The following is a 12,549-nucleotide window of genomic DNA, read 5'->3' on the forward strand; positions in this document are numbered from 1 at the left end:
CGGTAACGGCACGATCGCGCCACCCTAGGGCGGCGGAGCACACGTACGCAATGGGTCGTGTCGGCAGCGACGATCGGATAACAGCTCGTCGACCGGGGGTTTGCTGGAGGCCCGAAAGCTTGGCAGGGTGTGTCAGCGCGGAACCGTGCGCCGCCGGTGACGAAACCGGTCAGGCCGGTCCGCGATACCCGTGACCTGCGGCCGGCGCCTGCCGGCTTGGCGAAATGGCGAGGAGGTGGCCGGTCGTGTTGCCCGACGTCCCGGCGCGGATCCTCGCCCGTCGTTCCCCCGTGGTGCTGCTCAGTGCGGCCCTCGCCCTGCTGCTGATCGGCTGGGGCGGATTCGTCTGGCTGCGCGACGAGCGCAGCACGCCGGATTGCCTCCAGCGGGTACGCCTGCGGGTGGCTGCCGCCCCGGTGGTCGCCCCGGCGGTGGACCGGATCGCCCGGGCCACCGTCGGCCGGCAGCCGTGCGTGTCGCTGGTGGTGCAGGCCCGGGAGTCCGACGAGGTCGCCACCGAGCTGGCCAACGGCGCCGACGTGGCGGACGCCTGGCTGCCGGAGTCCACGTTCTGGCTGCGCCGGGCCCGGTCCGCCGGGGCCTTCGAGGTGCCCGGGCAGGGCACCTCGGTGGCGATGACTCCGGTGGTGCTGGCGGTGACCGAGCCGATGGCCCGCGGGTCGGGCTGGCCGGCCGGGCCGCTGACCTGGCGGTCGCTGGTCGGCCCGAAGGCCGACGCGGCGAAGGTGGGGCTGCCCGACCCGGCCGTCGATCCGGCCGGGGTCGGGGCGCTGCTCGGTGTCCGGGCGCTGGCCGCCGGGGAGCGCGACCCGGGCGGCGCGGTGGCGGCGACGCTGCGCAAACTGGCCGGTCGGACCTTCAGTCCGGCCGACAGCACGACCTCGCTGCCCCCGGACGCGGGGCTGCCCGGCCGCTCGGACGCGGTCGCCACCACGGAGCAGGCGGTGCTCGAACACAACGCGCTGACCGGTGCGAACAAGCTGGTCGCCGCGTATCCCGAGGTCGCCGTTCCCGATCTGGATCTGCCGTACGCGGTGCTGCCCGGCGCCCCCGACGAGGTCCGCGACGCGGCGGCCGGCTTCCTCAGCGACCTGCTCAGCACCCCGTCCCGGGAGGTGCTGACCGGGTACGGCTTCCGCACCGCCGCCGGCTACCCGCCGGCGATGCCGCGTGACCGCCGGCTCAGCCCGGACCGGCGCAACCCGGTTCCGCTGCCCGCCGAGGAGACCGTCACCGAGATGCTCACCGGGTGGAGCGGCGTGCAGCGCAGCGCCCGGATCCTCACGGTCCTGGACATCTCCGGTTCGATGGCCGTCCGGGTGCCCGGCGGCGGCACCCGGCTCGACGTCACGCTCGCCGCCGCCCGGGAGGGGGCCGGGCTGCTGCTGGACAACAGCGAGCTGGGCGTGTGGGTCTTCTCCACCAAGGTCGACGGGGATCGCGACTACCGGGAGATCCTCCCGGTCCGGCCGCTGCGCGCCCAGCGGGCCATGCTGGACCGGCGGCTGGGCGAGGTGAAGGTCAAGCCGAACGGCGGCACCGGCCTGTACGACGCCACGCTGGCCGCGTACCGGGACGCCCGGCGGCACTGGACCCCGGGCCGCATCAACCTTGTGCTGGTGATGACCGACGGCAGGAACGAGGACGCCGAGAGCATCGGCCGGACGAAGTTCCTCGCCGAACTCAAGGCCCTCCAGGACCCGCGCCGGCCGCTGCCGATCCTCTTCATCGGCCTGGGCCGGGACGTCGACCCCGACGAGCTGAACGCGATCGCGAAGGTGACCGGCGGCCAGGTGTTCCGCACCGACCAGCCGAAGGGTATGCGGCAGATCTTCTTCTCCGCGTTGGCCGCCCTGAGCTGCCTGCCGCCGGAGTGCCGGCGGTGACCACGACGCCGTCGCGTGCCCTGGCGCGGGTGCTCCGACCGGTCCGGGAGGCACCGGCCACCGCGCTCTGCCTGCTGCTGCTCACCGCCCTCTCGTTCGCCCAGCGACCCGGCCAGGTCACCTTCGACACCAAGCTCGACCTGGCGGCGAACCCCGTGCACTTCCTGGCTCGGGCGCTGCACCTGTGGAACCCGGAGGCCACCTCCGGCGAGCTGCAGAACCAGGCGTACGGCTATCTCTTCCCGATGGGGCCGTTCTTCGCGGTGGGGCAGCTGCTCGGCGTACCGCCGTGGATCACCCAACGGCTCTGGTGCGCGTTGCTCTTCTGCGCCGCCTTCTACGGCCTGCTGCTGCTGGCTCGGACGATGCGGATCGGCACCGAACCGACCCGGTACGCGGCCGCCCTCGGCTACGCGCTCGCGCCCCGGATGCTCACCGAGATCGGCGCGCTCTCCTCGGAGGTCCTCTCCGCCGCACTGCTGCCGTGGGTGCTGCTGCCGCTGGTCCGGGTGCGCCGGATCGGCTCGCCGCGCCGGGCCGCAGCGCTGTCCGCGCTGGCGGTGCTCGGCATGGGTGGCATCAACGCGGCCGTGGTGCTGCTTGCCCTGGTGCTGCCCGGGGTGTGGCTGCTCACCCGGCGGTGGGACGCGGCCCACCTGCGGCTGGTCGGCTGGTGGTGCCTGTGCGTGGTCGGGGTCTGCCTCTGGTGGATCGTGCCGCTGCTGCTGCTCGGCCAGTACAGCCTGCCGTTCCTCGACTACATCGAGTCGTCCACCACGACCACCGCCGTCGCCTCGCTCTTCCAGGCGGTACGCGGCACCAACCAGTGGGTGGCGTACATCGTCCAGGGGGACCCCTGGTGGCCGGCGGGCTGGCTGCTGATCGACCACCCGGTGCTGATGGCGCTGACCGCGGTCGTGGCGCTGGTCGGCCTGGCCGGGCTGGCCGGCAACCTGCTTCCCGAGCGCCGCTTCCTGGTGCTCGGCTTCCTGGCGGGGCTGACCCTGCTCACCATGGGTTACGTCGGCAGCCTGGACAGCCCGCTCTCCGAGCAGGTCCGGGACCTGCTCGACGGCCCGCTGGCGCCGTTCCGCAACGTGCACAAGCTGGAGCCGGTGCTGCGGCTGCCGCTGATGCTCGGCTTCGCCCACGGCGTGGACGCCTGGGCCACCCGGCTGCACACCGCGGCCCGTCGGCGTCGCCCCGGGCTGCGGCTGCGCTCGCTGGTGTTCGTACCGGTGTTCCTGCTGGTGCTCGGGGCGGCCGCGCCGGCCTGGACGGGGCTGCTGCGCCCCGGCCCCGGCTGGTCGGACCTGCCGCCGCACTGGCGGGCCGCCGCCACCTGGCTCGCCGACCGGGACGCCCTGGCCCGCACCCTGGTGGTGCCCGGCTCCGGCTTCGGCCAGTACGACTGGGGACGGACGGTCGACGAACCGTTGCAGTCGTTGGCGGGAGCGCCCTGGGCGGTGCGGCACCAGATCCCGCTCGGTTCGGCCGGCAACACCCGGATGATGGACACCGTCGAGACGGTGCTGTCCGGCGGGCGGGGGTCGGCCGGCCTGGCCGACTTTCTGGCCCGCTCGGGCTTCCGCCACCTGCTGCTGCGTAACGACATCGACCGGACCCAGGTGGATGCCCCGCCGGTGGCGGTGCTGCGCCGGGCGCTGAACGGATCGCCCGGCATCGCGCGGGTGGCCACCTTCGGCACGACCGGCGCGGTCGGCCGGACGCCCGGCAGCCCGGTGGACGACGGCGCCGGCCCGTTGCCGGCGATCGAGGTGTACGAGGTCCAGCGATCCGTGCCGGCGGCCTCCGCGGTGCTCACCGCCGACGTGCCGACGGTCAGCGGCGGCCCGGAGTCGCTGCTGCCACTGCTCGAACAGGGCCTGGTCCGACAGGACCAGCCGGTGGTGCTGGCCGGCGACCGGGTCGACAGCGGGTCGGACGCGGCCGACGGGCCGTGGATCGTCACCGACGGGCTGCGCCGGCGGGAACGGGACATCGGCCGGGTCCGGGACAACCTCAGCCAGACGCTGACCGCGACGGAGGCCGGACGGCAGGGGCGCGTCGCCCTCGACCTGCTGCCGTTCTCCGGCCAGAAACACCAGACGGTCGCAACGTACCAGGGGGTCCGCGACGTGACCGCCTCCACGGCGGCCAGCTTCGTGGACAACCTGGCCGCCGCCGACCCGTCGTACCTGCCGTTCGCCGCCGTGGACGGCGACGCGGGCACCTCCTGGCACTCCGCGCCGCTCTCCGGACCGGTGGGGCAGTGGCTCCAACTGGACCTGGACACGCCGCGCCAGGTGGGACAGGTCTCGCTGTCCTTCGTCGATGACCTCGGGGTCGGTTGGCCGGTCACCCGGTTCCGTATCAGCACCGACCGGGGTTCGGTCGACCACGACGTCGCCGGGGGGCTGGGCGCCCAGACGTACTACACCCTGCCCGGGGTCACCAGCACGATCCGGGTCACCGTGCTCGCGGTGGCCGGCGGTCGGCTCGACGGCGGGGTGGGCATCCGGGAGCTCTCGGTTCCGGGCACCACGCCCCACCGGGCCCTGCGCGTCCCCACCGACCTGCCCGCCCGCACCGGCCCGGTCTCCTGGTCGTTCAGCCGGGGTTCGGCGAGCCGGCCCGCGTGCTTCCCGGCGGCCGCTCCCGGCTCCGACGCGGTCCCGCCCGCCGAATCGACCACGGGCTCCGGCGCCATGACGGCCGGCCCGGGGATCCGGGCGGCGGGCACGGTCGTCCGGTGCGACCGCTTCCTGGCCCGGGTCGGCGAGGAGCCGCTCGGCGTGGACAGGCTGTTCCGCAGCGCCGCGCCGGGCCAGTACCGGTTGACCGTCACCGCCGTGGCGCGCCCCGGGGGCGTGCTGGCCCTCGCCGGGGCGCCGGTCACCGCGGAAGCCTCGTCGTACCTGGCCGGGGACGCGGCGGTGGCGCCGTGGGCAGCCGTCGACGGCGACCCCGGCACCGCCTGGCTCGCCGACATCGGTGACCTGCGTCCGACGATCACCCTGAGCTGGCACGGAAAGCGCCGGATCGACCAGTTGCGGCTGCGCCCGGCGGACCTGCCCGTGGGCTCCCTGCCCAAGCGTGTCGAGGTGCGCGCGGGCGGCCGGGCCCAGCTGGTGCCGGTCGACGCCGACGGTTCGGTCCGCCTGGCCGCGGTGCGCACCGACCGACTGGAGATCAGCGTGCGGGAGGCCGTCGACCGGGTGGGGGACCGGCGCGGCAACGGCTGGACCGCGACCGTCGGCATCGCCGAGGTCGAGGTCCCGGGCCTGGACGGCCTGCTGCGGCCGCTGCCCGCAGACACCCGGATCGCCGCGCCGTGCGGTGCGGGTCCCGCCGTCGAACTCGACGGCTTCCGGTACGACACGGCGGTCGCCGGCACCCTGCGCGACGCCGTCGCCGGCACGCCGATGGCGGTGACCCTGTGCGGGGAGACCGGCGCGGTGGTGGACCTGCCGGCCGGCGCGCACCGCCTGGCCACATCCCCGTCGCGCGGCTTCGTGGCGCAGGACGTCACGCTGCGCCCGGCCGGGGCCGCGGCCGCCGTACCCCGGCACCGGGACGTCTCGGTGCTGGACTGGGCGCCGGCCGACCGCCGGGTGAGGGTGGGGGCCGGGGAGGGCGCGCTGCTCGTCGTACCGGAGAACGCGAACGCCGGTTGGACGGCCACGATGGATGGACGGACGCTGCCGAAGACGCGGGTCGACGGGTGGCAGCAGGCGTGGGTGCTGCCGGCCGGCGCGGGCGGTGAGGTGCGCCTGAGTTTCGCCCCGGACCGCGCCTACCGTGGCGGGCTGGCCGCGGGTGCGCTGAGCGTGCTCGTCGTGGTGCTGCTGGCCGCCTGGCCGGTGCGCCGGAGGACCGCGGGCGGGGAGCAGGCGCCGGCCGAGGGTGCGCCCTGGCTGATCGGCACGTTGCTGGTGGTGCTGCTCGCCGCGCTGGGCGGGGTGCTGCCGGTGGCGATCGTGCTCGCCGCGATGCTGCTGCGCCAGCTCGCCCGTCGCGCGTTGCCGGTGGTGGTCTTCGGCGGCCTGGCCCTGGCGACGGTCACCGCGGTGGCAGGCCGGCTCCGGGGCCACGGCCAGGAATGGGCGTACGGCACGTGGGTGCAGGCGGCGATGCTCGTGGCGATCGGCGCGGTGGTGGCGGCGGTGGTGCCGGTCCCCGGCGCGCCGGCGCGGGTGACAGCACAGGGGACGGGCGACCCGCCGGTCGCCGGCGAGGACAAGGACGGGACGGAAGTGCGATGACGGCTGAGCAGGAACGGGCGGCCCGCCGCCGGTTCGCCACCCTGGGCCGTTCGGTGGCCCTGTTCCGGGCGTTCCTGGTCGAGCAGACCGACCCCGACCACTTCTACGGCCTGCTGGCCGACGACTCGGTGCGGCAGGTCTCCGGCTACACCCCGCTGGCCGGGCGGACAGTGCTCGACGTGGGCGGTGGCCCGGGCTACTTCGCGCAGGCCTTCCGCGCGGCCGGCGCGCACTATGTCGGTCTCGACCCGGACGTCGGCGACTTCTCCGCGGCCGGTTCCGCCGCCGGCATGCTGCGCGGCAGTGGCACCGCGCTGCCGGTGCGCACCGGCAGCGTCGACGTCTGCTTCTCGTCGAACGTGCTGGAACACGTCTCGGAGCCGCACCGGATGCTGGACGAGATGGCCCGCGTGACCCGGCCGGGCGGCATCCTCTTCGTCTCGTTCACCCCGTGGCTGTCCCCCTGGGGTGGGCACGAGACCGCGCCCTGGCACTACCTGGGCGGGGAGCGGGCCCGACGGCGCTATCACCGGCGGATGGGTCGTCCGCCGAAGAACCGCTTCCGGGAGACCCTCTTCCCGGTTTCCATCTCCGACGCGCTGCGCTGGACCCGGGGGAACGGCGAGGTCGAGGTCGTTGACGCGCTGCCCCGCTATCACCCCTGGTGGGGCCGCTGGATCGTGCGGGTCCCCGGAGCCCGCGAGATCGGCTCGTGGAACTTCCTGCTCGTGCTCCGGCGCACCGGTGGGAGGCCGGACGGGCTCGGGCAGGCATCCGTAGGTACCGGCGATTCACCGGCTGCGGCGGGGAAAGTGCGACTGACCGGGGGTCGCGTCGCGATGTGACCAGGTAGTAACCTCGCGGCCATCTCGCTGATCTACATCGACGAAACTGAGCTCCTCCAGGGAGGAAAAATGAAGCACCGCGCCATCGGTGCCGTGCTGTTCGGGGTTGGCGGACTGCTCCTGGCGCTGGCCGCCGGGTTGGTGTTCGTCGTGACCCCTGCGCTGGCCAAGCTCCCCTACGACCTGGATCCCTCGACCTCCGTGGCGGAGGCCACCAACGCGGAGTTCCTCCAGATCAACGACGGGTCCATCAAGATCAACAACGGTACTCTCAAGTCCACGGTCCTGGTCACCCCGCTCGCCAAGGAGACGGCGGACCTGACCGGAGACCTCGACGGCAAGGCCGTGGTGTGGCAGGTCGGCCAGACCGTGGAACGGGTCGACAACAACCAGCTGGTCAGCGCCTACGGCGCCCAGTTGGCCCTGGACCGGGTCTCCGGCGCGGCGCAGGAGTGGAACGGCCAGTGGCTCGACGACACCGGCGAGCAGGACAAGGGGATCAAGTTCGCCGGCCAGATCTACAAGTTCCCGTTCAACACGGAGAAGAAGGACTACCAGATCTTCGACCGTGACCTGCGGGCCGTCCGGGACGCGAAGTTCGCCGGTACGGAGAACATCAAGGGCATCGAGACCTACCGGTTCGAGCAGGTGATCACGGACGAGCCGCTGAACCTCGGCGCGGACCGGCTCACCCCGCTGCTGGCCACGTTCGCGCCGGGCGCGACCGACGGCAAGGTCGTCTACAGCAACCAGCGGACGGTCTGGGTGGACCCGGTGACCGGGTCGTTCATCAAGGTGCGCGAGGTGCAGAAGAAGGTGCTGACCCCCAACGTGGGCGCGCCGACCACGCTGTTGAACGCGGACTTCGCGTACAACGACGCGACCATCACCGCGTCGGCGGACCGGGCCAAGGACAGCCGGGACAGCCTCCGACTGCTGAGCGTCTACGCCCCGATCGGGCTGGTCGTGCTGGGCCTGGCGCTGCTGGTCGGTGGCGTGTTGGTGGGTCGTCGGGCATCGGCAGCCGTTGCCGCCGATGCGCGGCACCGGGCGGACGCCCCGACCCGAGTCGAGGAGCCGGTCCGGGGCGCGGACCCGGCGACTGACGAGCAGGTCGAGGCCGATCGGCAGGGTGGTCCGTTGAGCGACGAGATCCCGCCGGCGTCGACGAACTGGCGCACCGACGAGGAGTCGACGGTGCCGGCCCAGCGTCCCGCCGTGGACGACGAGGCCGAGAAGCGCTGACGTAGGGCATGCGGGGGCGGGTCGACCGGTGGTCGGCCCGCCCCCGTCGTCGTGCCGTCACGCTGAGCGCCCGTTATTGAATCGTAATGGGTCGATGGTTTGAACGCGGACGGTGACGAATGCCGACGCTCGCGCCCGATTCGCGGGCTTCTCCCCGCTGCCGGCCGGTCCTTTCCGGCACCGACGGTGAGCGCGGAGGCGACTCGCCGGCGCCGGAGTTACCTGTGAGTAGTATCGCCCCTTGTGACGCAGACCTCTGTCGGTGCACCATCAGACGCGCGTTCGTTACCCGCTGGTAACAGTCGCCTCAGCCCACCCCCCGGGGCGCGACCGGTCGACCAGCCACCCCGATGAGCGCCCGCCCCACCGAGGAGGAATCTGTGCAGATCGACAACCCGGGACGTACCAGGTGGCGGCGCTTCGCCGCGATGATGGTTCCCGCGACCGCAGCCGCCGGCGCCATCCTGTTCGGCATGTCGACCGGTGCGATCGCGTCCGACATCACCGTCTCCGGCCAGACCTTCAAGATCAGTGCCGACCGGCTGGAGGGTGACGGCTTCAAGCAGTACGGCGGCATCGTCCGGGAGAAGGACGGCACCGTCCACCCGGTCGCCCTCGCCGAGATCACCAGCGCCGACCTCTACAAGCTCTGCCAGTCGGTCCGTGCCGACCTGCCGGGGCTGCCGGTGGTGCTCACCATCAACGCCGGTGACGGCAAGGACCCGGCCAAGGCCAAGGACCTGATGATCGCGATGGACAGCCTGGACGGCAACGCGACCTTCGGCGACATCAAGATCGGCCGGGACGCGTCCGACCTGAACCCGACGGCACGCGCCGGCTCGTTCGGGCAGAACGCCGAGAAGGTCACCATCACCAACCTCGAACAGGTCTCCCGCTACACCACCGCCTCCACCTTCAACCTGGTGGGCCTGCGCCTCAAGGTCAACGTCGGGGACGCGGCCAAGGGCAAGGAATGCTTCTGAGCGGAACCGCAGGCCTGCGGCGGACGACCGCCGCAGGCCCGTTCCCGTCCCTCGTTTTCCGCTCCGCCAGGAGGAGTACGTGACGAACGCTGATCCGCAACACGTCCGCGCCGGTGGTGCCGGCCGGGTGTGGCGGGGCTTCCAGAGCTGGCGACGGACCCGGCCGTTCTGGGGCGGCCTGCTCACCGCGCTGGCCGGGGTGGAGATGTTCGCCTCCACCAAGATGACCCTCAACGGCTTGAGCTTTCACAGCGGATCCACCGGGCTCTACTCGCTGCTGATCCCGGTCATCCTGCTCAGCTGCGGGCTGCTGCTCTGGTTCAGCCCGGGGCAGCGGCTGTTCTACTCGATCGTCGCGGTGGTCACCACGATCTACTCGCTGATGGGGCTCAACCTCGGCGGCTTCTTCCTCGGCCTGCTGCTCGGCATCATCGGCAGCGCCCTCGCCTTCGCCTGGACCCCGACCTCCCGGCCCGCCGGCGACCCCACCGCCGGTCCCGCCGACGGCGAGCCGGCCGCCGAGGTGTCGCCGGACGGGGGGAGCGCCGTCGGATCCGACGACCAGCCGCCGGTGGCCGAGCCGGTGCCGACCGACGGGCGCGTGCCACAGCAGCGTGACGAGACGTCGCCGACGGGATCGCCCGGCACCTCCCGCGATTCCCGGTACTTCGCGGTGGCGCTGGTGGTGCTCGGCCTCTCCGCCACGGCGCTGGTGGCCGCCCACCCCCAGCCGGTACGGGCGGCCGCGCCCGCCACGGCGCCGATCACCTGCCCGAAACCGGCGGTGCCGGCCGGCACCCCGTCCCCCTCGCCCAGCCGCGCCACCCCCACGCCGACGGCCAGCCCGAGTCCGTCGGCGGAGCCCAGCCCGGACGGCAACATCCTCACGGACATCCTGGACGGCATCGGGGACCTCTTCACCGGCGGTGAGCGGGCCGCGTCGCCGTCGGCGAGTCCCAGCCCGAGCGCCGGAGCGGTCGGGACGCCCGGCGTCCCGGCCCCGGCGACCCCGACCCCGACCCGGTCGGGTGGCGCCACTCCCACCTGCCCCCCGGCGAAGCCGAGCCCGCCCCGCAAGGTGGAGGAGGGCGAGATGATGCCGAAGATCGCCCCCGAGCCGGGGCAGCCGAAGGTTGCCGAGCAGCCGTCGAAGCTGACCGGCTCGAAGGTCACCATGACCGGGCTGCGGTTCGAGGGGATCGTCGAGCTGCCCACCCGGAACGGCACGCTCAGGTGCCTGAAGTTCACCATGGACAAGGCGGTGACGGAGGACTTCGCCCTCCTCGCCACCGGCCCGGCGGGCAAGGCCCAGCGGTACGTCACCGACCGGCTCACCGTCGAGGGCGATGTCTCCTTCTACGCCACCCGCTTCGCCGGACGCCTGCTCGGCATCAAGATCACGCTCACCCCGGACCTGCCGTTCCCCGACGGCCTGCCGATCACCTCACCGATCCCGATCAGCTTCACCGACCCGGCGATGGACCTGGCGTTCGTGGACAGCCGCACGCTCACCGCGAGGCCGTCGCTCCGGCTCGACCTCGCCTGAGGCGGGTGGACGAAACGGCCGGGAGCCGGAGGATCCCCTCCGACTCCCGGCCGTCGTCGTCGCTCAGAGCCGGGCCAGCGCCCGGCGCAGCGGGTCGAGCCCCAGCGAGCCCAGGTCGAGGGCCTGGCGGTGGAACTCCTTGAGGTCGAACTCGGCGCCCTTGCGGGCCTTCGCCTCCTCGCGGGCCTGGAGCCAGATCCGCTCGCCCACCTTGTACGAGGGCGCCTGCCCCGGCCAGCCCAGGTAGCGGTTCAGCTCGAAGCGCAGGTTCTCGTCCGGCACCCGGCAGTGCGCCCGCATGAACTCCCAGCCCAGCTCCGGCGTCCAGCGCTCGCCCGGGTGGAAGCCGAACGGGTTGTCGGCCGGGATCTCCAGCTCCAGGTGCATGCCGATGTCGACGATCACCCGGGCGGCCCGGAACGCCTGCCCGTCGAGCATGCCGAGCTTGTCGCCCGGATCCTCCAGGTAGCCCAGCTCGTCCATGAGCCGCTCGGAGTAGAGCGCCCAGCCCTCACCGTGCCCGGAGACCCAGCAGAGCAGCCGCTGCCAGCGGTTGAGCAGGTCGGCCCGGACGGCGGTCTGGGCGACCTGGAGATGGTGACCCGGCACGCCCTCGTGGTAGACCGTGGTCACCTCGCGCCAGGTGGAGAAGTCGCTGATGCCCTGCGGCACGGCCCACCACATCCGGCCCGGCCGGGAGAAGTCCTCGCTCGGCCCCGTGTAGTAGATGGCGCCGTCGCTGGTGGGCGCGAGGCAGCACTCGATCCGGCGGACCTGCTCCGGGATGTCGAAGTGGGTGCCGTGCAGCTCGCTGATCGCCTTGTCGGCGAGCGCCTGCATCCAGTCCCGGAACGCCTCCTTGCCCTGGATGGTCCGGGCCGGGTCCGCGTCGAGGGCGCGCACGGCGTCATCGACACTGGCACCCGGACCCGCGATGCGCCCCGCGACGGTGCGCATCTCGCCCTCCAGGCGGGCCAGCTCCGCGAAACCCCAGGTGTACGTCTCGTCCAGGTCGACCCGGGCGCCGAGGAAGTACTGCGAGGCCAGCTCGTAACGCTCCCGGCCGGCGGCCTGCTTGAGCCGGCCCTTCGGGGCCAGTTCGGTGCGGAGGAACTGCCCGAACTCGGCGGTGGCGGCCGTCGCGGCGGCCGCGCCCTTGCGCAGCTCCGCGCCGAGCGCGCCCTCGGCGCCGAGCCGCTCGGCCATGCCGTGGAAGAAGTTGTCGCCGTTCGGGTCGACCCAGATGTCGCACTGCTTGGCGACCTCGACGAGCTGCACCTGCGAGCTGACCTGGCCGGCCGCCGCCGCCTCGCGCAGCGTGCGCTTGTAGCCCTCCAGCGCACCCGCGAAGCCGTTGAGCCGGGCGGCCACGTTCGCCTTGGCGTCGTCGCTCCCGGTCGGCATGAGGTCGAAGACCATCCGCAGGTCGTGCAGCCCGCTGGCGATCACGTTGACCTCGCTGCTGGCCTCGCCGGCCTCGTAGCGGGCCAACTCCAGGCCGAGGCGCTCCTGCATCGCCTCCTTGGCGGTCCGCTCCGACTCCGTGTCCGGCTCGGTCACGTCGAGGTCGGCGAGGGTGCGCCGGGTCAGGTCGGCGCGGGCCGCGTAGCCGTCGGGAGAGAGGTCGTCGAGCTGGTCGTCGTAGCCGGCGATGCCGACGTAGGTGGCGCCGGTCGGGCTCAGCGGGGCCCAGTCGGCCACGTAGCGGTTGGCGAGGTCATCGATTCGTCCCACGCTGCGACCCTACGTGACCGTGCC

At 73.2% G+C, this 12,549-nt stretch carries 7 protein-coding genes; 6 read left to right on the top strand and 1 reads right to left on the bottom strand.

Annotation, left to right across the window (positions count from 1 at the left end; translation table 11 throughout):
• Positions 1 to 245: 245 nt before the first annotated feature.
• The 6 genes from NLX85_RS09750 to NLX85_RS09775 all read left to right on the top strand — a co-directional run bounded on the left by NLX85_RS09750 (position 246) and on the right by NLX85_RS09775 (position 10,791).
• A complete protein-coding gene (locus NLX85_RS09750; protein ID WP_254333771.1) occupies positions 246 to 1,907 on the top strand; it encodes a substrate-binding and VWA domain-containing protein in 1,662 nt (553 codons plus the stop codon).
• On the top strand, positions 1,904 to 6,172 hold the full coding sequence (locus NLX85_RS09755) for an alpha-(1->3)-arabinofuranosyltransferase (RefSeq protein WP_254333779.1): 4,269 nt from the start codon (positions 1,904 to 1,906) through the stop codon (positions 6,170 to 6,172). Before NLX85_RS09750 ends, NLX85_RS09755 begins: the two co-directional genes overlap by 4 nt.
• Positions 6,169 to 7,017, top strand: a complete 849-nt coding sequence (locus NLX85_RS09760) for a bifunctional 2-polyprenyl-6-hydroxyphenol methylase/3-demethylubiquinol 3-O-methyltransferase UbiG (protein WP_254333781.1) — start codon at positions 6,169 to 6,171, stop codon at positions 7,015 to 7,017. Before NLX85_RS09755 ends, NLX85_RS09760 begins: the two co-directional genes overlap by 4 nt.
• Positions 7,018 to 7,086: 69 nt before the next feature.
• Entirely contained in the window at positions 7,087 to 8,262 is a 1,176-nt protein-coding gene (locus NLX85_RS09765; protein WP_254333783.1) for a DUF3068 domain-containing protein, read from the top strand.
• A gap of 350 nt (positions 8,263 to 8,612) precedes the next feature.
• Entirely contained in the window at positions 8,613 to 9,245 is a 633-nt protein-coding gene (locus NLX85_RS09770; protein WP_254333785.1) for a DUF6230 family protein, read from the top strand.
• Positions 9,246 to 9,324: 79 nt separating this feature from the next.
• Positions 9,325 to 10,791, top strand: coding sequence for a DUF6114 domain-containing protein (locus tag NLX85_RS09775; RefSeq protein WP_254333787.1), 1,467 nt, complete (start codon positions 9,325 to 9,327; stop codon positions 10,789 to 10,791).
• A 63-nt stretch (positions 10,792 to 10,854) separates the two neighbouring features.
• Here NLX85_RS09775 and NLX85_RS09780 read toward each other — a convergent pair whose 3' ends face one another.
• Positions 10,855 to 12,525 (bottom strand): DUF885 domain-containing protein, encoded by a 1,671-nt coding sequence (locus tag NLX85_RS09780; RefSeq protein ID WP_254333794.1) that lies wholly within the window; start codon positions 12,523 to 12,525, stop codon positions 10,855 to 10,857.
• Positions 12,526 to 12,549: the final 24 nt, after the last annotated feature.

This window comes from Micromonospora sp. A3M-1-15 (assembly GCF_024213425.1).
GTDB classification, from domain to species: Bacteria; Actinomycetota; Actinomycetes; order Mycobacteriales; family Micromonosporaceae; genus Micromonospora; species Micromonospora chersina.

What these genes read in the sequence shown, in the direction of transcription:
- NLX85_RS09760 (WP_254333781.1), top strand. Translation starts at nt 6,169, where the DNA reads ATGACGGCTGAGCAGGAACGGGCGGCCCGCCGCCGGTTCGCCACCCTG.
- NLX85_RS09765 (WP_254333783.1), top strand. Translation starts at nt 7,087, where the DNA reads ATGAAGCACCGCGCCATCGGTGCCGTGCTGTTCGGGGTTGGCGGACTG.
- NLX85_RS09770 (WP_254333785.1), top strand. Translation starts at nt 8,613, where the DNA reads ATGAGCGCCCGCCCCACCGAGGAGGAATCTGTGCAGATCGACAACCCG.